We start from the raw sequence: 22,721 nt of genomic DNA on the forward strand, positions 1-22,721 counted from the left end.
TTGAAGTCATCAGGTAGCAACTTCTCAACGTCGAGTTTCAGTCATCAACTGCAAGAAAATGTCGCTGTGGACGTGCTGGTGATCGGCAGTGGCCCGGTAGGGTCAACCTATTCAAGAATAATTACCGAAGCGAGGCCGAATGCTTCGGTTCTGATGATTGATGCCGGTCCAGCCCTTACCAAGACGCCTGGCCTTCACCTGAGCAATTTGTATGACGATGTCGAACGTGTGCGGCTGCAAGTCCTTTCGCAAGGTTCATCGCAATTTCGTTATCGCTTGCGGCAGTGGGCGGAGCGAGCATCGCCCCAAGCACTTGAAGCAACGAACGAAGCGCGCGCGTCGTTGCTCGGCTTTCCCGGTACGTATCTGACGAACACCTCCAACTCAGCGTCCAGTAAGAATTGCTTTCCAGCAGCGAGTCACTCAACCAACGTTGGAGGTATGGGTGTTCATTGGACCTGCGCTTGCCCGCGCCCCAGCTCTGGAGAACGCGCGTCGTTTATTGCCCAGCAAGACTGGAATCGGGCCTTAGCCAAAGCAGAGGCCTTGCTCAGTGTTACAACACGCGCCTACCTAGCCAATCCTGTTGGGCTCGCCATTTTAAAGAAATTGGGTGAGATTTATAACCCAAATTTGCTGCCCGAGCAAGAAGTCCAACCTATGCCGCTTGCCTGTGAACTCGTCGACGAAGATCGCCGGGCCTGGTCGGGCCCTGAGACCGTGCTAGGCCGCTTGGCCACGGCAGAGCACCCAAACTTCAGCTTGCGAAGCGAGACCGTGTGTCGTGAGCTTATAACAACCAATGGAAAAGTGACGGGCGCGGTCTTGGAATATCGACCGACAAAGCGTAGGTACATCGTGCCTGTAGGACTCGTGATTGTCGCTGCCGACGCGTTACGAACTCCTCAGCTTCTCTGGGCCTCTGGAATTCGACCTGCGGCTTTGGGTCACTACCTTAACGATCACCCGATGGTCACAGCTACAGTCGTTCTTAAGGAAGAGTTCGGAGTTGTTGCTGGCGGCGCTTTACCAAGGCAGATCGACGATCAGTCGTCGCCTGGAGAACGCGTCAGCGACAATGATCCCTTTTACGGCGTCTACTGGATACCATTTGACGCTCACAAACATCCTTACCACGGACAAGTCATGCTCAAGGCATCGTCCCTTGTTGACGCCGTGGACACCCAAGGCCGCCAACTCGTGGGGTTGAGTTGGTATTGCACTAAGCAACCAAGCTTCGAGAATTACCTTCAATTCTCAGAGATCGAAACAGATTTCCTCGGCTTGCCGAAAATTACAATCCATTATAAGTTGACTGACCTTGACTTGAAAGCAATCGAAGGCGCCAAGCAAGATGTGGACCATGCAGCTGGACTGCTAGGAAAGTATGTCGACGGTGGAGTGCCAACTGCAATGCCGGTGGGCATGTCCTTACATTACCAAGGTACGATACGAATGGGCCCAATCAACGACGGAACTTCGGTGTGTGACTCGCGCTCTAAGGTGTGGGGGTTTGACAACCTATATGTTGGTGGCAACGGTGTGATTTCAACTGCGACCGCCTGCAATCCGACCTTGACTAGCGTAGCGTTGGCTGTGTTAGCAAGCGAAGACGTTGTTTCAAGGCTACCCCATAATGCAGAGATACCCTATTAGTTTGAAGTCACTCTAATTCTTAATCTCAGCAAGGGACACTTTAAGGAAAATGGCGTGATTTGCGGCGACTCTGGCGGCGCTCCGTTCGCCTGACATCCCGCAACTCCATAGATCTCGTGTCCCGTTGCTGACTCAAAACCTGGACAAGGAATCCCAGATCCGGTGGATTGCCCTCAAATCCGATTAGCAGCCCTGTCCAAGCTTTGTGCGTCTTCAGGTGCAACCACTACACAAAATGATGTGGGTCAATTGATCCCAGCGCAGCAGTAGGCGGGCGGCCTTGTCCTGAAGGAAGAGGCCTCGCAAGGCCGCCCGGTAAACGAGGGTGTGGGGGTGGTCGTCGGCTTCCGGCACCACATGTGCGGGATCGGCGAGAAATTGGTGTTCGGGCTGCAAGGCGCGCGCGGCGGGCGTGAGGTGCTGAGCGAGCTGATTGACCTCGTGTAAGGCGGGCACGATGCGGGTGTGCGGGGTGGGTGGAGGTGTGGGGCTGGGGATCAGGGTGGCGGTGGTGTGCTGCCAGGTGAGTGGGAGCATGGCCTGGATAAAGCGGCGCTCGGCGAGCTGCTGGAGCTGGGTGCGCGTGATGACGTGATGGGCCACGAGGTGATCAAGCGCTTGGGTCAGCGAATGGCTGGCCTCCTGAGCCTCAATGAGGGCCACCGGGTGGACACCGTGGTGGGTCAGGGTGGTGTTCCAGTGTGGGACGAACGGACTGCGGACGCCGATGACGTTCGGGCCGTTCAGGGAGAGGGTGGTGTTCAGGGCAGGGTGGTCGAAGCGGAGTTTGAGGAAATAGTGCCTGACCTGTTGGGTGGCGTGCCGGACGGCGTGCAGGGGGTTGAGCTGGGTGGGCGGTGGGCTGAGGGTGGTCATGTCTTCAGGATGAGGGGGCTGGGGGTGACGCGGGTCAAGTGACCTGTCTGTGATGGGCGGCATGGTCTGAAACATTTCGGTGTGGAGGAGGGTGGGCAAGAAAACGGGTCAAGAACATGTTCTCCCGGATGCCTGACTCCGACAGGAGCTGTCCGCCCGTGCAAAGTTCATTGAGCCTGGGTTCAACGCACCGGGACATCTGGAAAGGTGATGTTGCCCACCGTCACCGTTGCCCGTCCATTGGTCACTGGCTGATTTTGGAGTTGGAGAGCTGTGGCTGGATAGGACAGCGCCTGTCCGTCAACCGTGCCTTTGGCGTTGCTCGGGAACAGCAGGACGTAGCAGGTGGCCGTGGCACCAGCCGCGTAGCATCCTGGCACCGACGCCACAAAGTCCCGGTTCTGCCAGCGGACACTCTTGCGCCACAGGGTCTGGCCGGGCAAACTTGAGACGACCTGTGGCGCGTTCTGAATGGGCACAGCCTTGAAGACGACTCTTGAGTTTGCGCTGATGGTCAGTACCGTGATGACATTCACTTTCAAGGGGAACTTGAAGAAAATCGAGTACGGCACTTCAATGTTGCCTTTGGGCACCTCCACAGCACCGATACCATCAAGCACCTTCCCCGACGATTCCGCGTGATCTCCGGGGACGACGACGCCCGTGGACGTGGTGGCGGTTCAGTCTGCGGCATTCAAAAATGGCCTGTTCTGATATTGACTTTGCAAGGCGAACGTACAGCGCACCAGACTGTTGTCGAGCCGTGTGCAGGCTTTCAGGGTATACGTTAAGCCGCCTGGCGCTTTGACAGTTTGCGCGCCAGCGGAAGAGGTCACCCCAGCAGTCAGAGCCAGAAGCAGTGTAAATTGTCGTTGCATACCGTCAGTGTACGGGCGAGGCCAGACCAGCGGTGCAACGCTCGCGGGTATCTGCGAATGCAGTTCTGGACAGTAGGGGGAGTTCCATGACCAAGAAGATCCCAGCCAAGTTTTCCCGCGTGCACGTGGTGCACGAGCACATCCTGGAGATCTTGGACGGCCCCGTGCTGAACGTGCGCTTCGGCCGGGGAATGCCGGACGGGCATCACCGCGACCTGACGCTCACCGCACGCGCCTACCGCGCGGTGGTCGCCACCACTGAGACCACTGAGGTGCTCTCCCCCTGTGGGCACGAGAGGCCACGCTTTGATCTCAGCCCAGCCTTTCAGCAACTGCTGGCGCAGGTTGGCCCGCAGTTCCCGCGCAGTCGGCTGTGCCCCCACTGCCAGCAGCACCCGCATCGCGCGGCCCTGGTGCGCGTGGCCCATCAGGAGGATGAGGCTGCCGACCTGCAACTGGCGTCTGATTGGGGTGCGATGACCAAAGGGGAACGTGAGCTCGCCCGCCCGCTCCTGGAGCCGCTGCGCGGGCACGTCCCTGGGCTCCCGGATGTGGCGGGCTGGATCACGCTGACCCCCCAGGAACGCCGGCAGATCGCGCTGGCCGGGGAGGCGTTCGCGGAGGTACTCGGCCTGACCTTCCGTGAACTGTTGAGTCTGAAACCCACTCCGGCGCCCACCATCACAACGGCGGGGTTGAAGCGGCTGAAGGCCACACCACAGGAGAAAGCCCGCCGCGCCCAACGCCGAGACGACGCGGCCTACCGACGCGAACTGGAACGGCAGCGCGGTTGACGCCGCTCAGTCCGCAACAGTCCGATGACAACTTCTGGTCAGGCCCTTGGGGTCAGGCTTTTCTCATTGGGTATTGAAGCGGAAGTTGATCTTCTGGCGAGGTTGTCCTCGCCCTCTTCAGCATTCCCAGCATTGCAGGCGCCCTCCCAGACTGCTGCGGCCGATCAGGGCGGTCAAGGCCCACGCATTCAGTTCAGGTGGGCGCAATCGCTTCTGTAAGCAGCGGGTCAATTGAGTTCGTGTTCCAAATTGTGAACGTCCAGTCTGCGTGGTGATCCAGTGCAAATCATCAACCCAAAGGTTGGACAGCAGCACTTCGGAGTCAAAGGCAGGGTTGGGATTGAGGCCAGGTTCACGCAGGAACTCCACGAATTCATGGTCTCCCGCGAGGAGAGCGATGCCCCAACGAGCGGGAGCGAGCTTCAAGGCCTGTTGCACGTGGTTGGCCGTCACTGCCAGGACATACCGATGAAATTGGTGTTCATAGATCGGTTGCTGACGAACGAATTGAGTCAGGGTGTCTTGTGCGGTCTTGATTTCAAATCCGTGGGTCTCTGCACCGGAGAGCACCACGAGATCAGCTCGGCCCTGAGCGGCCTGCCCTGCGGCGTCGGTTGGCCCCCAGATGGCCAGTTCCCGGAGGGCATAGCCGTGCTGGAATCGGCCGGTCAGACTGCGCGCGGCTCGCTCTTCGTCGAGGCCCCGTTCGAGGACGTTGCGCGGGCGATAGATGCGGAATTCCAGTCCTGATGGAAGGCGGTATTTGCCTTGACCGAGCGATTCTGGTGTGCCTTCGTGACGCGCTTGAGCGAAGGCTTGGGCTGCGGCCGCTTGATCTAAGACCTGAGAGGCCTCGCGTTCCTCGATGACGCCCCACTTCACCGGCCGGGCGTATTTGATGTACCACTGAGGCAGCGGGGAATCCTCCACCCGTTGTTGACGTTGGGCCAACGCACTTTGCGCCTGTGCTTCTCGTGTGGCACGTGCCACTTGGGCTTGCGCCGCCTGCGCTTCTGCGACACGCTGAGCTTGAAGGGCTTCTCGTTTGGTGCGCTTGAGTTTGGCCATACCCGTGAGGATGGCACGGCCCCTCGGGTTCGTTGGGCGAATCCCTTTTTCTTATTTTTCCAGTCGTACGAGAGTTTCTGTGTCGCGGATTTCGACGGGGAGGCCCTCCTCGGTGATGACCTCGACAGAAAATCCACGCTTCCCGATCACCTTCTGAATCCGAATGGTCGCGCCGCCCTCCAGTCTGATGGTATCGCCTTCTTTCAGTTTGTCGATCGTCACAGGCTTCCAGGTCATAGAAGGATTCTCCCACACGCCACAGCGGGGGCGTCGGCCTTCAGTCAGGTCTGGCATGGGAGGGCAGAATTCGGCTCTGCGAGGGTTCCTTTGCTTCTCAGCCACAGTGGGCAGGAGCCATGCATGAGGCGGGCAGCAGTTCCCGTGGGGCCGTTTGTTGGGCCACAGCCTGCGCCTGCAGCCGAAACAGGTCAGTGGGCTGCCAGAGCTTCACGCCGTTGGCCTTGGCGAGCTCCATCGCCGATTTGGTATAGCCTGGCCCGCTGGTGAACACCACGGCCTCTTTGCACTGATAGATGGCTTTGGCGGCCACGATCTCCTGCACCGCCCTACTGAACTGCTTGTGGCCAGAGCAGGGAGGGCCAACGCACTTCTAAGCGGCCCACTTGACCATACGTCCACGTGCCTTCAACTCGAATGACCGTCCGATCCAGCCACGGTAATTCCGGCTGAAGGAGCCAAGTGAAGGTCGATGCCCGGTCTTCAAACCATCCGACGACCCGGCCATCCGCACTCTGCCCCACCCACCCAGCCTTCTCCTCTTGAACGATCCAAAACGTGCCCATACCTGCCACCATGTTCTCTGGGAGGAGGTGGGCTGGAATAGTGAACGGTGAGGGGAACGTCAACACCTGTGGAAGCAGGTCATTCACCAACACGGATTCTTCCTGCGAGGGTGCCATGACTTGAGAAGCATGTGACATTCGCTCCTGCATCACGGGTCGAAACCAGCCAGTATCCGTGCCCAACTCAGGATATTGAATGAGCAGGAGGGCATCGATCGAACACACACTCGCGAAGACAGCTGTGCTGCTCTGAATGATGTGAAGGACGTAATCCAACTGCTGCCCGAGCTGCGTTTGAGGGTATTTTGCCCGATATGCATGGTCAACGCGTCCGTTGTTATGGACAAACAAATTTCGCTGCTCTTTCAGATCAATAAAGAGACTCAGTTGGTCATCTGTAAACGGTTTGGCTCGAAGGTAGCGAGGCAAAATCTCCTGGGCGTCTTCGAAGAGACCCGCAATCCGGCGTGCGTCGCTTTCCCGGGCTCGAGCAATCAGCTCTTCTCGCGATATGGTCAGTGCTTCACGGAGAAGAATTTTTTCTTTGGGACTCGCCGACCACATGCCGGGGTCGCGCTCGAACACGAGTTCAAGCACGCGTCGGACGTAGATTTCAAGCAATTCCACCATTCGGCAGCCCACCATGGTTTGGAGCAGACGTCCAGCTTCCGCATGGCGGGTGGTGGCTGCCATGCTGACGCTCAACAAGCTCAAGGCGTCAAGGACTTCCACGGCGGCGAGCGACATCAGCTCGGTGATGGGCTCGTCAGCGGATGATTGGCTCATTCCAAAAGTGTAGGCCGCTCAACCTCGACATGGCTGCAGATCCTGTCAAGGTGTTGACTTGACCGACGCCAGAGGCTGTAATGCCTCGTCTGAATCGACATCGCGTCTGAGCCAAGATCAACGATAGATTGATCAAGAATCTCAAAGCCATAGTCAGTCATCATCTGAGCGAAAATATTTGGATGTGGATAGATGTGGTAAGAATAGTCTGTCCAATGATCTGCGATACCAAATCTAATCTTAGATACCTTGTAATCTTGGTTTGTAGAAATACTAGGAATGTGATAATACGAAAGGTCAGTGAGTAGAAAACCATCGTGTTTAACAAGATCTTTGATGGTCATGATATAAAGCTCTACCGCTTGGCGGAGATTTTCTGTTCGCTCAGTATTAATGCTGCCGCCCATGAGAATAGCAGCGTCGTGCTGGGATTTGAGATCAAGAAAAGTGCCGCTATAAATTTTCTCGATCCCTCTCCTGCGGCACATTTCAATTGCATCAAGATCGATTTCACACGCGGTGACATCAAAACCAGTGCTGATCAGCCATTCCGCTATATATCCACTTCCGCTGCCGATATCTAGGATTGTGTGAATGCCTCGATTCAACAACATTGATAACGCATTTGATTGTACGGGTGATACTGGCCCTAAATATGCTGCAGTATCATAAGCGTATCTACTTTCGTAGAGCAATGATTCAAAATCATCGCCCGCTGCCATCTCAATCTCACAGTGAATATCTTCATTTCTAAATCCTATCGCTTCAACCATCAGATTATTCGATAAGACGATCTTGGCAATCATACCGCTCCTAGTTTAATTCTTTGAGTTCGGCTGGCAAACTGTCGTACTGGAGTTCCATATTGATTTGACCGAGCGGAAGGATTTCCAGCTTCAAACCAAAAAGAACACTGCTGCTTTGTTGATTCTGAATCTGAGACACTAAAGAGAGGTATGAACTAAGGAAATTTTGCAGGGCTTCCGACAAGTGCTCAGCATCTGCCGCCTCCCAGTCTGAATCGACCATTGATTGATACAGGTTTTGACCACATATCTCAGAGACCATAGGTTCAACTCCGTGGAAATGTTCTAGACTTTAATTAAAAATCTTCGATAAGTGCGTTTGGAGCGATAAGATCAATGTGTGCTCCGGTAATGCCGTCACCGATGCCGATGTGCATTCCGCGTGCACCTTCATTGACCACTGAATTAATCCTCCAATCCAGCGTATCTGACGACAGTTTAGAATTTCCGCTGAACGCAACTTCTAAGAGGGCCAGATCATATCGTTCATTCGTCAATTGAACCAGCTCTTTTCGAATGCTCTCGCCAGTGGCTGTTTTCACATCGACAATGCGAGATCTTTCAATCTCGACCTTAAGCGGAAACAAGCGTTCCTCGTGGAGTTGAGTGATTAACGCCCATGCATCACGGTGGGTTGGGGTGAGGACGAGAGGCATCTGCATGTGTCTGGCCACAGCTGCTCCTGTCGCCTCAAAGGTTCCAGTGACAATGTGGCCTGGATGAAAGATGTTTTCCTCATCCGGTAGGATTGCCGTTTCAAACCACATTCCAAGTGCTTCCCATTCCCCGCGAAGTAAAGCCGCTTCGGTCTTCGGTTTCATGAGTCGAATTTTTTCACTGAGTTCACAGACGAGCTCACAGCCAGCGCCGCTCACGCGAAAGGGTTGAGTCACTTGAGAGAGATAGTTCAGGATGGTTTCGTTCTCCCGCGTAGAGGACGCGAAATCTGCATGACCGATGGTGTCAAGGGTATAGATCGCGGCCTGAAGAGACGGATCGAAGGAAGCCAGAGGAATTAAGAGGAGACGGCTCTTCCCAAATGATCTCTCTAAAAATGGCCAGGAAATATAGTCAAATGTCGTAAACAGGTATACGACGTTTTCCAAATTTTCTGGCGCAGTTTCTATCTTGGAATTGTTTGAGACGAGTTGGGTTTTGAGATTGCACGAGGATAAATACTCGCGGAGCTCCTCACTGTCCGTGACAAAAGTGGGTTCAGTCGGGAATATTTGCTCCAGCGGTTTCAAGACGGCAGCTTTTGTTGTGTGTGGCATGGTGACCTCAAGAGAGCAACTGTTATGACACAGTTGCTCCCTTCAAGACTTAGCTTAAAACGTGCCGCAGGGACAGCCCACGGCGGGCGGGGTCATTGGGGTGGGCTCTGGAGCGTAGGAGAACTTCACCTCTGACGCCTTGATGCCCGCACGCTCTGTGCTGGTGATGGGCTGTTCCGGTGCGTAAGAGAATTTGACCTCCGAAGCTTCGAGGGGCACGACCTTGACCGGTTCTTCAGGCGCGTAGGTGAACTTGACCTCTGCGGCCTCAATTCCGAAGCGATCGTCAGCTCTCTGATGGGAGTTTCCCCCTGCGAAAACAACTTGGCGGGCGACTTGGGTTTCACGCATCGTCTTTCCTCCGGTTTCTTTTTCATTACAGGGACAGGCCGAATTGCTTGCCACTTAATGAACAACTCAGTCCTCGACACTCGAGGGATCCACGTACACACGGTGATGACTGAGACGAGGTCAAGCTTCGTCCAGGGATGTTGATTGAACTCACAGGGGCTGAGCTACGAATCGGGTGGGGTCAGTAGCACCATCAGGCCCCAATGACCAGCGGCCCCTTCAACAGACTGCGCGTCTTGAAACTCGGAGATCAACGCGTTTAAGCGGGCTTTCAAGTTCCCGGCTTGTTCAGCGGTCAGGCGCAGCGAGAGCGACGCGCCAATCATGGCTTGGGCAGGCAAGCTCCCCAGGCGCACGTGCTCGATAGAGTGCTGAATTATCCCGTTGAGCGCGCTGACCTCGACAAACCAATCTGGACTCTCGTAGACGTCCTCCAAGGCATTGGCGAGGGCATTCACTTGTAAATCCACGTTGACTTTCAGTTGACCTGCTAAGAGTTCACGCAAGGTCATGGCCGTCGTTGCAGCAAACGGAATTTGCCAAGGAAGGGGCAGTTGGTACTCACGCATTGGCCGTCCAGCACGAGATCGGGTGGCACCCACGCAAATGACTCCCGCGTCCAGCAGTAACTCGAGTTGAGCATGAATGCTCGACAGGGGTTTGCCCAAGTGCCGAGCAACCTCTGTGGCGGTGGCGTCGCCGCGAGCCAGCACGGCCAAGGTCTCTGCATAACGTGTATTCAGGAGCAGGGCCGCTTGGGTCGTATTCGCGATCCTGGCCACCGATAACGTCATGCGCGTAGCCTATCCTGCCCCTTCTCCAAATACAGTCTCTTTTTCGGAGTTCAAGTACGTGTCAAGCCATGCTCAATCCACAGACCCCAGCGCCGTGCCCGATACGCGGTCTCCCTTGCCCTGGGGTACGACAAGAGCTTGAGCTCGGTTTCGGGGTCTACTCCTCATCTCCTGTAGTAATGGGAGCGGCTTTCTCACCACAGTGGAGTCGTGTCCTCCCCTCTGCCTGCCCTGTCTCCCCCACCGCTCTGGACGCGCGACTTCACGCTGTGGTGGCTTGGGAATGCACAATCGGCACTCGGCAGCGCGCTGGCCGGGATTGCGCTCGCTTACCTCGTCTTGCAAGAGACCGGCTCCAGCGGACAAATGGGCGTTAATCTGGCCTTGACACTGCTGCCGTCGCTCTTCTCTCCTTTGGTGGGTGCGGTGGTGGATCGGTTGCCTCTCCGGGGGCCCCTCATCGTCCTCAATCTCTTGCGGGGTGCCGCGCAACTCCTCGTAGGGTGGGCAGCGCTAACCGATCAGACCACGGTGGGCCTGCTGCACGGGGTGGCGTTCTTTGGTGGGGTGGTCACGGCGTGTTATGCCCCGGCGAGCATCGGGATCACGCCGCGGCTAGTGCCCGCCGTTCACCGGGCGCGGGCCACCAGTGTGATGCAGGGCAGTACACAGGTGATGCAACTCATCGGCTTGGTGGGCGGCGGAGCCTTGGTCAGCCTGATCGGGAGTGGCCCGAGTCTCATTTTGGACGGACTCTCGTTCTGGCTGTTCTCCGGCCTGCTGCTGTTGATCCGGTTGCCTGCCCGCGACCCAAGTCCAGCGCCCGTATCCTTGAGAGCGGACTTCGTGGCTGGACTTCGGTACGCCCGGAGCAGCCCCGCCTTGATCTTTCTGCCGCTCCAAGCCTTGGTCATTAATGCGGCCTTGGCTCCGATGGAGATGCTGCTGCCGGCTCGGATGGACGTTCTGGGCGTCGGGGCGAGGGGGTTCGGCTTGTTCTTGGGACTGCTGACGGGAGGCATGGCAGTCGCGAGCTTGGTGTTAGCTTGGCAAGGCGCGCGGGTGAACTTCCGGCCCCTGGGGATCGCAGGGTTTGCCCTGACGGGCTTAACGTTTTTGGCGTTGAGCTTCACGTGGACGCCCGGACAGATGTATGGGGTGGCAGTGCTGTGTGGGGCCACCTTGGCGATGCTGAACGTCAGTCTGAGTTTGACGTTTCAAACCTTGGTACACCCGGATTATTATGGGCGAGTTGGCAGCTTGCTGACGACGTTTGGCACGGTAGGAATTCCGATTACCCTGTTGGGTCTCGCACCCATTGCCGACCGTGTCCCCCTAAATGCGGTGTTCGTGGTGAGCGGTGTCTTGTTGCTGTTGACATCGTTGAGTTGGACAGCGATCTTGCGGCGCACGCCGAGTGCGATTATTGTGCCGCCTGATTCAGCCGGAGTGAAGACGTTGCCGTGCGACACATCCGCATTCTGATCAAGCGCCCAGCATGCCTTCCTCTCAAATCATGATCGCCGAAAACCTGCGGGACACAAAGTGAGCTTGCCTCGGTTTCGCGGCTCTTCCGCACTCCCAGTGCAGGCCTTAGGCCGCGAGTAGAACTTGCCTCCGAAGAAGTTCAAACGATCCTCACCCGTACATCTGGCGCTTCACCAACTTGATTCGGTTGACAACACCCTCTGCCTTGCCGTTACTCCAAGGCAAGGTTACGGCCGCCAATAATGCGGCCCGTTCTCGCGTCAACCCGACAGCGAAGGTGCGCACATCTTGAAATCCGCTCTCCCTCGCGGCCTTCAGCCATGCGTCCAGATCGGCTTCTGTCCCTCTAGGCATCAATCGACGGAAGCCCTGCGCCAACTGGCGCAGGGCTTCCAAATGGGGGCACTTCTCCTTGAGCTTGTCAAAGAGGAGCCGATCGCGCTCCCGAAACTGTTTATCCTGCCGTAAAAGCAGCCAGACGATTTGACCTCCCAAAAAATCGGATTTCTTCCATACCTCCTTGACAGCAGCCGAGTTCGTCTCTTGTCGTGGTTGCTCAGCTTCTTCCATCCGTCTCGCCAGCGTCCATTGATGGACGCGTTTCTAGCCGTGTGGGTAGCCTTGTGCTTTATTTGACGAAGTCATTCTTGAGCATGGCGCTCACCAGCTTGCCACTGCTGCCACAAGAACTTGTCGTACGCGTCAATCGCGCTTTTACGAGTTCGGTATCGCGTCTCAGGAACAACATGAACGCGCAGACTCCATCGCACAAAGTGTTTGCTGCAGCGGAGATTTCGGCTCATCTCCGCCTTGGGGTTTTACCCTCAGCCTTGAGTGTCTTGACCGCTGTCACCCTGGCTTTGCGGCGCTCATCGCGCCGCTGACGTGCGGCTTCTTCGGTCGCTGTTCGTGGAATGGAAGGTTCGGGCAGGCGGCCCGAGTTTTGCTTCATCGAACTGAAGTGGAGATCGCCGGAGCTGCCGTTCTCGGGCCTCACGCAGATTCTTGATGACGTGCCAGCGATCCATCACTTGGGTGGCCTGTGGCGCACCCAGCGTGTTTGCGGCGCTTATACTCTGCCCAACGATCACGACTGACTCTCTCAATTTCGGTTGTGGTGAGCCAGCCACGCTGACACGGTTTCAACGCGACGGTCAGGGAGCAGGTCAAGGGGTTGGCGAGTTTCAAGGTGACCATCACCGTGCCATACCGAATGTTTTTGCGGAGCGCAAAGTCACCCATGCCGATCACCCTGCAGCGCTCTACTATTGGAGGCTGACTGTCACGTAAAATATTGAGCAATCGATCGCCGCTGGTGGAGATTTGGCAGGCTTGTCAGAGTCGTTTTCCCGGTTCGCCTCCAACGGTGAGGGCGACTCGTTGCAACACTGCACGAAGCTTGCTGGTGCAACGTGAAAAAGGCGCGGCCAGTGCTGGGAAACGCTCAGCGAATACCCGCTGCGTGCAGCGGGTTGAACGACAACGGCCATCGGCGTACAAGTAAGTGGAGGGGAACAGGCAGCGTGCACCACGGCACATCCTGCACTTGGCGCTGGGAGTGGCTGTGTACACTTGCAGACAACGACGCGCACCTCGGGCACGGCACGGATGTTCGGGTGCTTGCCAACGTGAACTCCAAAAACGCTTCCTGAAGCCTGGTGCTGACAACCTGAAGAGCAAGCTCGGCTGGGAGTAGCCGTTCCAAAACTGCTTGAAGATCGCTCATCCATTGATCTACCACGTGGCCAGTGGCATGCACCGGGAACGCGGAAGAGCCCCGCAAAATCGGGGAAACCCCAGACGGGTCACCTTGCTGCTGCCGTCATGAACTCGTGGACACCTGCCATCCCGCTTTCTCGAATCGGTGGACAATCACTCGCTGATGGAATTGAATTCCGTAACCTCCTCCATGACCTGTATGACTCGGAACCCTTCATCCGCCTGTAAACCTCTGGAACACCAGTTCACGGTCTGGCAACCACCATCAGGGCGGCTCTCAGAGATACTCTGAAACGTTTCATAGAAGCAGTTCCCTCTGTGGACACGACTTTCAGGTGAGATGGGACAACGCGGGCCGAGGTTCACACCCCAGGAGTTGGGGGAGATCGCTTGTTGTTCCCGAAAGGAAATCTCCTGAGATGCTGGAGTAGATCGACATCAACATGGCCGGCTGGAACGGCAACAGCCCAGACTGGTCAAGCTTGGCCCGCATTTCAGCCAGCGAGGAAGGACGGTACTGGGCACCCTGAATCTCAGCGACGTCTTCGCCTCCTACCGCCTGGGGTCCCACCAGCTCATAGACCTTTCCAGCATGATTCGACGGTCTCAACAGAACGTTCGCTGTGACGTCTGCCAAGTCAGCACGCGCCACAGCCGCCAGCCTTCCCTCGCCCAGAGGGGTTCGGACCACTCCACCCTCGGCCAGCGTCAAAGATCCCAGCAACTCGGCGTACAGGCCATTGCGCAGGATGGTCCACGACAACCGACTGTCCTGTAAGCGCCGTTCTGTCCAGCGGTGCGCGAGACTGAACGTCAGATGGTCACCTGCGCCTGTCAGGCTGGTGTACACGATGTGTTCCACCCCGTCACGCTCCGCTGCCGTGATCACACGCTCATGTCGGGCCGTGACCACATCGTCCTCACCGTACCCGGCCGAGATCAGCAGCAGGGTACGGATACCGCCGAACTGAAGAGTCTCTGGGAGGTCGAAATCGAGGTACCGAGTGAATTCCCCGGCCCGGGCCTGGTCATGGGTGGCGGCAATGAAGGGTGTATTCAGGCTCTGGAGCCGGGACGCGACGAGCCGTCCGAGTTGCCCAGAGGCACTGGTCATCATCAACATTCCTTGTTCTTCCTCGTTGGTTCTTTTCAGTAACATGGGGGCATGGTAAGTTCCGGCAGACTTCGGTACAAGAAGGCATTTCCATGTCACTGAGGCACACAGAAGTAACTGGGGCCCTCGAACCATGTGGCTCCCAGGATCATCCGGATTGTGGCATCCGGGATGTCTTGGAACGGATCGGGGACAAGTGGACCGTCCTGGTCATTGCGGAGCTCTCCCCGGGACCGGGCCGCTTTCGGCAACTTCAGAGAGCGGTGCACGGCATCTCGCAGCGCATGCTCACCCTGACCTTGCGCCGGCTCGAACGGGACGGACTCGTCAGCCGAACTGTAGTGGCCACCATACCGCCGCAGGTGACGTATGCCCTCACAGCGAGAGGACAAAGCCTGACGCAGGTGGTGCAAACCCTGGTCACCTGGGCTCAGGCTCACCACGGGCCAATCCAGAAATCCAGACGGTCTTGGGACGAGGACGGGCAGCGCGCTCCACAGTGAGTCGGGGATGGCTTGTTTCGCAGAGAACACGGTGCATCGCTTGACGCGGAGTCCCGTCTCCGGTCGATCAGCACCGTGATGTTCGACTGGAGGCGTTTTGTCGGTCGACTCCACAAGCGCTCAGTGCACATGGAACGCAGCGGCAAGCAGTTCATAAGATTGGAGGCGCGTTCTCTGATCGAAAATCGGTGTGTTGACGACAATTTCCCCGATGCCGCGGCGACTTGCCAGCTGTTGGAGGTCTCTCCGCACCTGGGAGGCCGTTCCAGCGACGACACGCGGGAGGTGTGCTGCCCGGCGTTCATTCTCCCGCGGCGTCCACGCATGCCTCCGAACGGTACGCCACGACGGGAAGGGAGTGTCCACATCCAGATCCTTGCTTGATCGCCATAGCAGTAGACCCTCCAGACTGTCAAGCGCGGACGCTTCAGTTTCGCCTACGATGACCCGAACCGCGAGCGCAGCCCAGGGATAGGGGGAGGGAGGTGCCGGCCTGAAGGACTCACGGTAACTGGCCAGTGCTATGGCGGCTGGGCCAGGGTTAAGAAAGTGCCCAAAAGCAAAACCAGTACCGATGTGTCCGGCGAGGGACGACGAGCTGGTTCCCGTTCCGAGTACCCAGAGTTCTGGTTGCATTGGCACCGTCGTCTGCTGCAGAAACCGGTGCAGGTCATGAACCTGCTGGGCGTACTGATCGGCTGAGCTGCCCCCTCGTCCACCCCCCAGATCTACCCGTCCAGGATGCAGGGCGCCAAGTGTTTGAAAGACCTCGGCAACCTTGGCGGATGTATACCTGGGCAGCAAGACTCCACCGCTGCCTACTCGGATGTGTTGGGTCCGCTCGAGAACCGTGGCCACCAGAACTTCAGGGGCTGCTCCTGCGAAGCTGGCGGAATGGTGATGTTCAGCCACCCAGAACCGCGAGTACCCCAGTGCCTCTGTCACCTGCGCGAGTTCCACACTGTGCCGTAACGCCGCTGCCCTGGACATCCCTTCATCGACAGGTGACTGATCCAGCACCGACAGACGCAAACTCATCGGTTCTCCAGTCCAGAGCCAAGGGCAGGAATAAGCCGAATATTTCCACCAAGCTGAAACACCAGATTGTGAAGTTCACCTGCCACGATGGCGCGCAGGACGTCGCGTTCCGCCCAGGCCTGCTCGTCGCTGTACACATTCAGGGGCCATTCCCCGACGGTTGCTGCACGCAGATGCGGGTGATGGAACCCCCATCCAGAGACGCCCAGAAGCATCACCGGGGGTAGGCCAGCATGTTCTTGTTCAGGCCAGCTCAGCGTCCAACTGGCCACCAGCCCACCGGAAGTGTCCCTCTGTACCGCATTGAACTCCACTACACCGGTTCGGAGGAGCAGCGCCGTGTTGAGTTCGGCGAAGACCTCGCGCACCACAGGATCCAGGCGCAAAATCTCCCGTCTGAACAGCTGTTCTTTGTCATGGCGGTTTGCGCAGCCGCCGTGACGGCCATCGCGCAGGTCTGTGAAGTGCCTTAGCAGTGCCTGAAACGCAGGGGAGGTTGGCAGGATGCCGCTCATGTGTGGTCTCCTTGTGTTGAGCGGCTAGGGCTCCCCGACTGCCCATGGAGTGCGTTGGCAGTGATGGCCACGAGCAGACCGAGGCCGGAGAGGCCGGCGCCGACCCAGTTGACCGACGTGTAGCCGTAGCCGTGAACGATCGCGAGCCCGGCGAGGTACGCCCCGGCTGCATTGCCGAGATTGAAGGCCGCGATGTTGGCGGCGGACGCCAGTGTGTTGGCCTCTCCAGCAAAGGAGAGCACCCGCATCTGTAGGCCAGGCACCGTGGCAAACCCGGTGGTTCCCAAGGCCAGGAGGGTCAGGGCGGCTAGAATGGGCGTCTGCGCGGTCCAGGTAAAGAGGCCCAAGATGATCGTCAGGGCCGTCAACAGACCAATCAGGCTAGGCATGAGCGCTCGGTCGGCCGCCTTGCCCCCCAGGATGTTGCCCACGAACAGGCCACCACCAAAAAGAACCAGTAACCAGGTCAATGCGCTGGACGGGTAACCAGCGACCTGGGTCATCAGGGGCGCCATATAGGTGAATGACGCAAAGAGCCCCCCGAACCCAAGGGCCGTCATGGCCAGCGATAGCCATACCTGACCGGAACGGAACGCCCGGAGTTCAGCGCGCAGGCTCGCCCCCTGAGGTTTGGCCAGATGAGGCACCAGCAGGATCAGGCTGATCAGGGCGAGGACGCCAATGCCCGTGACGGCCAGAAAGGTGGCGCGCCAACCGAAGTGTTGTCCGATGAGTGTTCCGAACGGCACCCCCAGGACGTTGGCCAAGGTGAGCCCGGCGAACATGGTGGCAATGGCCCCGGCACGCTTGCTCGGCGCGACCAGATCAGCCGCCACCACCGAACCGATGCCGAAAAAAGCGCCGTGACACAGGGACGCGGTAATGCGCCCAGTCATCATCACGCCGTAGGAGGGAGCAACAGCCGAAATCAGATTCCCAGCGATGAACAGCAGGAGGAGGCTCACCAGAACGGGTTTGCGCCGCAGATGGGTGACGGCAGCCGTGAGCATAAGGGCGCCCACCACCACGCCCAGCGCGTAGCCCGAGATCAGGTAGGCCGCGACAGGAATCGTCACGCGAAAGTCTCGGGCCACCTCAGGAAGAAGGCCCATGATGACGAACTCGGTTAACCCGATGCCGAATCCACCGAGGGCCAAGGCCATCAAGGCTGGATGCATGCTTTACTCCAGGCCGCCTCGCAGGAGGCGCAGGCCACGGCACTCGGGAGGTGCAGGACATCATCAAACCGTTGCCTGAGGGCAGCAGCGAGCCACGCCCGGAAAGAGGGACGGGTGAGAAAGAGAGCGTGGCCCTCTCCCGCGAAGTTCCGCAGTTGGACAGCGACGCCTGCGGCCTGCAGACGGGCGGCGTAGGTGCGCACGTCGTCCCGAACAGGATCACGGTCGCCCACGCCGATGATCGCCGGGGCAAGTCCATGCAGGGACTCCACGTTAAGAGGAGCGAGGTAGGCTCGATCAATGCCTGGCTGGTCCCCCGCGTAAGCCCGCCAGGCCGCGAGCAGGCTCTCCTTGTGAGGAAACTGGAGTGGATCGAGGAGATACGAGGGCGCGCGGCAGGCCGGGTCGAGAGGCGGATAGGCCAACACCTGTGCTCCCAGCACGCCTCCCTGATCGCGAAAGGCGAGCGCTGCACTGGCGGCCAGCGTGGCCCCGGCGCTGTCTCCGCCTACAGCGAGCAGCCTGGGCAGGTGGCCGAGTTCGGGCTGCCTGGCGACCCAGGCCAGGACAGCGAGGAGGTCTTCCAGTGCGGCTGGATAAGGAAAAATGGGCGCAAGCCGGTAGTCCACGCTGACCACGGTGATGTCAGCGCGGCGGGCGAGATCCTCGCATGGCTCATGCCAGGCGGCCGCGGACCCGGAGGTCCAGCTTCCCCCATGGGCCCAGACCAGCCAACCTAGACCTGGGATGGCTGGTTGGAAGAGGCGTACCGGAACGGCCGTCCCAGCTCCCGAGACCACCGTGGTCCTCACCAGGGCGGTCATGGCTTGCGGCCCAGAAAGAGCCCGACCAACACGGCCGTCAGGACGCAGAAGGCCGCATTGACCGTGATCGCACTGCTCAGGCTGCTCAGCACGCTCTGGGGGGTCTCGTCGCCAAGGGCGTGAAGCCGGGCTGTGACCAACGCTGACATGACGGGGATGCCCATGGTGATGCCAACCTGCTGGCTCATGGTCGCCAGGCCGGTGGCGAGGCCCTGCTCCTCATCTGGCAGGCCAGACGTGGCCGTCACCATGAAGCCCACGATGGCGGCAAGATTCGCAACACCGCCAACAAAGGTCAGGATCAACAGGAACGGCATCCAGGTGCGGTCCAAACCCAGAAACGCCAGCGGAAGTGTCGCGGCGGCTTGGATCAGCAGTCCAAGAACGATGGCCTTCTTGGCACCGATTCTGCCGATGAGCTTGGGTCCGATGATGCCGCCGATCACGGTGCCGGCGCCAAGAACCGCAAACGAGAGACCGGCCTGGAGTGGCGTAAAGCCCAGCACCTTCTGCAGGTAGAGGGTGATCAGAAAGACCAAGGAGGTTTCCGTTGCGAAGGCCAGGAGCCCGGCGATATTTCCCCACGCCACGGTACTGCGCTTCAGGATAGTGACGGAAATGAGTGGGGTGGCCGTGCGTTGCTCAACCACCCAGAAAGCCACCAGAAGCAGGGCGCCGGCACCGAGCATGACCAGCGCGAGTGGCTCGCCCCAACCGGTTTCACCAGCCCGGGTCAGGCCATACACGATGGCCAACAGGGCCAGTGTCACCGCAACAGCGCCAGGGAGGTCCAACCGTGGCCGTGAAGAACTCCGGCTTTCCTGGAGAATACGAGGCGCGATCGCCAGGACAAGAACGGCTACGGCCACGTTGATGAAAAAGGCCCAGCGCCAGCTGAGCAAGTCAGCCAGGACACCCCCAAGAATGGCACCAGTGGTAAATCCCGCCGCCATAAGGGCCCCGTTGAGGCCCAGAGCGCGGGCTCTGGTGGGGCCTTCTGGAAAGGCGGTGGTGAGCAGCGACAGTGCCGCTGGCGTGACCATGGCGGTGGCCAGTCCCTGGGCCACTCGCGCCATCAGGAGCACAGTGGGCGTGGTGGCCAGGCCCCCGACCAGGGACGAAATACCGAGCAACAGCATGCCGAGCAGAAACAGCCGCCGCCGCCCGTACAGGTCGGCCACGCGGCCGAACAGCAGGGTAAATCCAGCGGCACCCAGAGCGAATGAGGTGGCGATCCACTGGAGATGCTCGAGGGAGAAGCCCACTTCAGCCCCGATGGCCGGGAGAGCCACATTGAGAATCGAGAAGTCAACGGCCAGCGTGAAGCTGGCCGTGAGCAACACCAGCAGGATCAACCGCTCGCGGCTGGCCTGCGAGACGCCGGCGTTTGCCTGGACTTTACTGTGTGACATGGGCTGTCCTGACTATCTGCACGGAAGGATTCGTGTTCATGCCGTCAGCCTGACAGTGCGTCTGACCACCAGCCAGACACCCAGCAGTACTCTCCACGCGGTGCCTACCACTGGCAGGGACAGGCAGACACCGCAGGGGACAGAACCTCTGGAAGGGAGGACAATGCGGTCATGGAAGAGGTCAATACCGTCAGCGCGGAACTGGGTGAGTTTCTGCGCAGCCGCCGCGCCCGCCTGAAACCAGAGGACGTTGGGATGCCGTCATATGGGTCACGGCGGGTTCCGGGGTTGCGCCGGGAGGAACTGGCCATGGTGGCGGGGATGAGTCCCACGTACTACACCCGCCTGGAGCAGGGGCAGCCGACTCAGGTGTCCGATGAGATGCTCAGCCGCTTGTCACGTGCCCTGGCGCTGAGCAGCGCCGAGAGGCAGCATTTGTTTAACCTGGCGCGCGTTCCTGGAACCGTGACCGAAGGATCGCTGGTGCCCTCAGTCCGTTCGGGCATCCGACACCTGCTTGATGCGATGCCGCGGGTGCCGGCGGTGCTGCTCAATCGTCAGACAGACGTCCTGGCCTGGAACCGATCAGGTCACGCGCTTCTGGCGGGAAACCTTCCCTTTGAAGCGCCAGACGAGCATGACGCGCGGCCCAATGTCACCCGGATGTTGTTTCTGGATGAGCAGACCAGGGCCCTCTATGCCCGGTGGGACGAGGAAGCGGCGCGCGCCGTCGCCTCACTCCGGCTGGCGTATGGGCGATTCTCTCGTGATCTGAAGATCACGATGCTTGTGGATGAACTCGTCACTCAAAGTGTTGAGTTCGCTGCACTCTGGCAAAGCCAGACGGTTGAGAACTGCATCTCTGGGACGAAGTCCTTCTGTCATCCATGGGTAGGCCCAATTGAGCTTGCCTTCGAAGCCCTGCTTCTCCCAGATGGCAGTGGCGACCGGCTGCTGACCTACACGGCTCAACCCAACTCTGCGGCTGAGGTGGCCGTGCATCAGCTCGGGAGCGTGGTGAAAGGCCGAGGCTAAGGCACTTCAGCCCTTGTGAGAACCTCTGCGATGTTGTGGAGCGCCAGCAAGCGTACGAGGAAATGACCTTTGCCCACCTTGCGCCTGCTTGGCTCAATGGAGGTGCCCAGCGCATCTCGGGAGGAGGCTAGTGGCCGGATAAAACATCTGATCGCAGCCTGTTTCGTGCACCGTTCACTCCCGTCGCTTCCTGAACCCCTGAGTACAGGTCTTTACCTGTTCATTGGCTGGAATGATCCGCAACGCCAACAGGTGCCCAGGGTGTTTACCGCCAGATGAACGTTCGTGCCCTGGCGTTTCCTGGCACCATCGAACCCGGCGCGGTGTCCACTCTCAGGCGTGCTTTGCAGGGTGTGGCTGTCGATGATGATGACTATGGGCTCCCTATTTCTGGCCTGTTGCACACGAGACAGCAGCCGCAGATCGTGAGCAGCACTCTCGAAGCAACCGGCGGCGAACCAACGGCGCGCCGGTTGGCGCACCGTCTCTGCCGGGCGGAAGTCATTGGGAAGGTAGGCCTACTACACGCCTGTGCGGGCGACCCAGAGCAGGGCGTTCAACACCTCATGAAAGGGGATATTTTCGCTGTGTGGCAGCTGCAGGGCTGAGCAGCAGATATGGCAGCAAGAAGAGGTAGGTGTCGTGATCCATATCGCTGGGGTAGTCTCGGCGGGTCACCCAATGATTCTGCTCCACCCAGAGTGATGCCCTAGAGCTTCAAACCTGTTCTTGGCAGCCACCAACGTGGTAGGGGACGCCGATTTTGGAGTGATCCCAAAGTGGCACATGGCCGCTCTTTCAGTGAGAGGCTAGGGAACAGCGGCAAAATTATCCAGATGCCCGCTTAGCTCGTCCTTGACCAGGCAAGACCCAGTCCAGCGTTGTCGCGGCAGCGGCAATCAGAACAACGATCATGCCAATGATCTGGAGCGGATAAAGGCGGTACCCGAGGACAGCGACATCGACGGCAATCGCGACGACTGGGTAAATAAACGACAGAGCTCCTTGGAGGTGCGTGGGCAGCCGCTGCACTGCGCTGTACATCAAGATGTACAGCAGTCCGGTATGAACCACGCCAATGGTGATGAGCATGGCCCAGGTCTCAGTGTTGGTGGGGAGCTGGCTCAGGTGCGCGAAAGGCGCGAGCAGCACAATCCCGATGCACACTTGGATCAAGGCGATCAGGTGCGGCGGCGTGCCAGTGAGGTGCTTAGTGGTGACTGCCGCCACCGCCCAGAAAAAGGCCGCTCCCAAGGCCATCAAGATGCCGATGAAAAAAGTTCCTCTCAACTCGTCGCTTGCTGGGCTTCCAAGAACGATGAACAGCACCCCAACAAACGCCCCAGCCAGCCAGAGGAGCTTGGAAGCGTCCGGCGTTTCTCGGAACTGCAAGATACCGAACCCCACCAGAATGAACGGCTGGGTGTTGTATACCGCCGTAGCAATGGCAATGGAAACGTGGTCATATGCAGCAAACAGCAGTAGCCAGTTCACCACGATGCCCATGCCGCCCAATCCGGCAATTCCCAGTTGCCGCCAGGTAAGGGTTTGCCGAAACAGGCCAAGCGCCACACAGATCACCAGCAGGGTGAACGCGCCGAACACGCAGCGCCAGAACACCACATCAATGGACGGCTGCTGTGAACGCAGAACGAACCAGCCGATGGTTCCCAGCATGCCCATTGCAGCAGTCATCTCGACGGTTCCCCGGGTTTGTTCGTTCATCGCCAGATCCTATAAATCATCATGCTTCTGAATATACTGAGGCACAACGATATCTTCTATAACTAATCGACAACTCTAACCATC

General features: G+C 58.7%; 26 protein-coding genes and 1 pseudogene. 5 read left to right on the plus strand and 22 right to left on the minus strand.

The genetic code is table 11. The annotated features are described in order from the left end of the window. Complete coding sequence (locus M1R55_RS17865; RefSeq protein WP_249394285.1) at positions 1–1,656, plus strand: GMC oxidoreductase; 1,656 nt, start codon at positions 1–3, stop codon at positions 1,654–1,656. Between the two features lie 213 nt (positions 1,657–1,869). Here M1R55_RS17865 and M1R55_RS17870 read toward each other — a convergent pair whose 3' ends face one another. From M1R55_RS17870 to M1R55_RS17880, 3 genes are all read right to left on the minus strand, one after another. Next, a complete protein-coding gene (locus M1R55_RS17870) occupies positions 1,870–2,532 on the minus strand; it encodes a hypothetical protein (protein ID WP_249394286.1) in 663 nt (220 codons plus the stop codon). Positions 2,533–2,714: 182 nt separating this feature from the next. Next, a complete protein-coding gene (locus M1R55_RS17875) occupies positions 2,715–3,152 on the minus strand; it encodes a hypothetical protein (RefSeq protein ID WP_249394287.1) in 438 nt (145 codons plus the stop codon). Between the two features lie 60 nt (positions 3,153–3,212). Further along, positions 3,213–3,410, minus strand: a complete 198-nt coding sequence (locus M1R55_RS17880) for a hypothetical protein (protein WP_249394288.1) — start codon at positions 3,408–3,410, stop codon at positions 3,213–3,215. An 86-nt stretch (positions 3,411–3,496) separates the two neighbouring features. On the opposite strand from M1R55_RS17880, the gene M1R55_RS17885 reads away from it, so the two are divergent. Then, positions 3,497–4,204 carry a hypothetical protein gene (locus M1R55_RS17885; RefSeq protein ID WP_249394289.1) on the plus strand — a complete coding sequence of 236 codons (708 nt, stop codon included), beginning with the start codon at positions 3,497–3,499 and terminating at the stop codon, positions 4,202–4,204. A gap of 117 nt (positions 4,205–4,321) precedes the next feature. Here M1R55_RS17885 and M1R55_RS17890 read toward each other — a convergent pair whose 3' ends face one another. The 9 genes from M1R55_RS17890 to M1R55_RS17930 all read right to left on the minus strand — a co-directional run bounded on the left by M1R55_RS17890 (position 4,322) and on the right by M1R55_RS17930 (position 10,086). Further along, a complete protein-coding gene (locus M1R55_RS17890) occupies positions 4,322–5,272 on the minus strand; it encodes a sce7726 family protein (protein ID WP_249394290.1) in 951 nt (316 codons plus the stop codon). Positions 5,273–5,323: 51 nt separating this feature from the next. Further along, positions 5,324–5,509, minus strand: coding sequence for a hypothetical protein (locus M1R55_RS17895; RefSeq protein ID WP_249394291.1), 186 nt, complete (start codon positions 5,507–5,509; stop codon positions 5,324–5,326). 97 nt (positions 5,510–5,606) lie between these two features. Further along, positions 5,607–5,822, minus strand: a complete 216-nt coding sequence (locus tag M1R55_RS17900; RefSeq protein WP_249394292.1) for a hypothetical protein — start codon at positions 5,820–5,822, stop codon at positions 5,607–5,609. A gap of 16 nt (positions 5,823–5,838) precedes the next feature. Beyond that, entirely contained in the window at positions 5,839–6,861 is a 1,023-nt protein-coding gene (locus tag M1R55_RS17905; protein WP_249394293.1) for a hypothetical protein, read from the minus strand. Then, positions 6,858–7,667: a class I SAM-dependent methyltransferase gene (locus M1R55_RS17910; protein WP_249394294.1), complete on the minus strand. Its 810-nt coding sequence runs from the start codon at positions 7,665–7,667 to the stop codon at positions 6,858–6,860. Before M1R55_RS17910 ends, M1R55_RS17905 begins: the two co-directional genes overlap by 4 nt. A 7-nt stretch (positions 7,668–7,674) precedes the next feature. Beyond that, positions 7,675–7,929: a hypothetical protein gene (locus M1R55_RS17915; RefSeq protein WP_249394295.1), complete on the minus strand. Its 255-nt coding sequence runs from the start codon at positions 7,927–7,929 to the stop codon at positions 7,675–7,677. A gap of 34 nt (positions 7,930–7,963) precedes the next feature. Then, positions 7,964–8,941: a hypothetical protein gene (locus M1R55_RS17920; RefSeq protein ID WP_249394296.1), complete on the minus strand. Its 978-nt coding sequence runs from the start codon at positions 8,939–8,941 to the stop codon at positions 7,964–7,966. A gap of 54 nt (positions 8,942–8,995) precedes the next feature. Next, positions 8,996–9,292 (minus strand): hypothetical protein, encoded by a 297-nt coding sequence (locus tag M1R55_RS17925; RefSeq protein ID WP_249394297.1) that lies wholly within the window; start codon positions 9,290–9,292, stop codon positions 8,996–8,998. Between the two features lie 164 nt (positions 9,293–9,456). Beyond that, positions 9,457–10,086, minus strand: coding sequence for a winged helix-turn-helix domain-containing protein (locus M1R55_RS17930; protein ID WP_249394298.1), 630 nt, complete (start codon positions 10,084–10,086; stop codon positions 9,457–9,459). A 210-nt stretch (positions 10,087–10,296) separates the two neighbouring features. On the opposite strand from M1R55_RS17930, the gene M1R55_RS17935 reads away from it, so the two are divergent. Further along, positions 10,297–11,571, plus strand: a complete 1,275-nt coding sequence (locus tag M1R55_RS17935; protein WP_249394299.1) for an MFS transporter — start codon at positions 10,297–10,299, stop codon at positions 11,569–11,571. A gap of 153 nt (positions 11,572–11,724) precedes the next feature. Here the strand turns inward: M1R55_RS17935 and M1R55_RS17940 are convergent, their stop codons facing one another. The 3 genes from M1R55_RS17940 to M1R55_RS17945 form a co-directional block, all read right to left on the minus strand. Next, positions 11,725–12,144, minus strand: coding sequence for a transposase (locus M1R55_RS17940; protein WP_249394300.1), 420 nt, complete (start codon positions 12,142–12,144; stop codon positions 11,725–11,727). Positions 12,145–13,018: 874 nt separating this feature from the next. Next, positions 13,019–13,300 carry a transposase family protein gene (locus M1R55_RS32220; protein ID WP_371827200.1) on the minus strand — a complete coding sequence of 94 codons (282 nt, stop codon included), beginning with the start codon at positions 13,298–13,300 and terminating at the stop codon, positions 13,019–13,021. Between the two features lie 324 nt (positions 13,301–13,624). Next, on the minus strand, positions 13,625–14,452 hold the full coding sequence (locus M1R55_RS17945) for an NAD(P)H-binding protein (protein WP_249394301.1): 828 nt from the start codon (positions 14,450–14,452) through the stop codon (positions 13,625–13,627). A 47-nt stretch (positions 14,453–14,499) separates the two neighbouring features. On the opposite strand from M1R55_RS17945, the gene M1R55_RS17950 reads away from it, so the two are divergent. After that, a complete protein-coding gene (locus tag M1R55_RS17950) occupies positions 14,500–14,910 on the plus strand; it encodes a helix-turn-helix domain-containing protein (protein WP_249394302.1) in 411 nt (136 codons plus the stop codon). A gap of 120 nt (positions 14,911–15,030) precedes the next feature. On the opposite strand, the gene M1R55_RS17955 is transcribed toward M1R55_RS17950, so the two are convergent. Genes M1R55_RS17955 through M1R55_RS17975 form a run of 5 tightly spaced genes read right to left on the minus strand, consistent with a single transcriptional unit; the run spans position 15,031 to position 19,877 of the window. Next, complete coding sequence (locus M1R55_RS17955; protein WP_371827201.1) at positions 15,031–15,948, minus strand: MsnO8 family LLM class oxidoreductase; 918 nt, start codon at positions 15,946–15,948, stop codon at positions 15,031–15,033. Further along, the gene (locus M1R55_RS17960) at positions 15,945–16,463 is read right to left on the minus strand and encodes a hypothetical protein (RefSeq protein ID WP_249394303.1); all 519 of its coding nucleotides are present in this window, start codon (positions 16,461–16,463) and stop codon (positions 15,945–15,947) included. Before M1R55_RS17960 ends, M1R55_RS17955 begins: the two co-directional genes overlap by 4 nt. Continuing rightward, a complete protein-coding gene (locus M1R55_RS17965; RefSeq protein ID WP_249394304.1) occupies positions 16,460–17,641 on the minus strand; it encodes an MFS transporter in 1,182 nt (393 codons plus the stop codon). The genes M1R55_RS17960 and M1R55_RS17965 overlap by 4 nt, the downstream gene beginning before the upstream one ends. Beyond that, the gene (locus M1R55_RS17970) at positions 17,626–18,465 is read right to left on the minus strand and encodes an alpha/beta hydrolase fold domain-containing protein (RefSeq protein WP_249394305.1); all 840 of its coding nucleotides are present in this window, start codon (positions 18,463–18,465) and stop codon (positions 17,626–17,628) included. The genes M1R55_RS17965 and M1R55_RS17970 overlap by 16 nt, the downstream gene beginning before the upstream one ends. Then, positions 18,462–19,877 carry an MFS transporter gene (locus M1R55_RS17975; protein WP_249394306.1) on the minus strand — a complete coding sequence of 472 codons (1,416 nt, stop codon included), beginning with the start codon at positions 19,875–19,877 and terminating at the stop codon, positions 18,462–18,464. Before M1R55_RS17975 ends, M1R55_RS17970 begins: the two co-directional genes overlap by 4 nt. A gap of 171 nt (positions 19,878–20,048) precedes the next feature. On the opposite strand from M1R55_RS17975, the gene M1R55_RS17980 reads away from it, so the two are divergent. After that, complete coding sequence (locus M1R55_RS17980) at positions 20,049–20,912, plus strand: helix-turn-helix transcriptional regulator (RefSeq protein ID WP_249394307.1); 864 nt, start codon at positions 20,049–20,051, stop codon at positions 20,910–20,912. 216 nt (positions 20,913–21,128) lie between these two features. Here the strand turns inward: M1R55_RS17980 and M1R55_RS17985 are convergent. Continuing rightward, positions 21,129–21,590 (minus strand): annotated as a pseudogene (locus M1R55_RS17985) (transposase); the annotation flags it as partial. A gap of 150 nt (positions 21,591–21,740) precedes the next feature. Continuing rightward, entirely contained in the window at positions 21,741–22,637 is an 897-nt protein-coding gene (locus tag M1R55_RS17990; RefSeq protein ID WP_249394308.1) for a DMT family transporter, read from the minus strand. Positions 22,638–22,721 lie beyond the last annotated feature (84 nt).

The sequence above is a fragment of the Deinococcus sp. QL22 genome (genome assembly GCF_023370075.1).
GTDB lineage: Bacteria > Deinococcota > Deinococci > Deinococcales > Deinococcaceae > Deinococcus.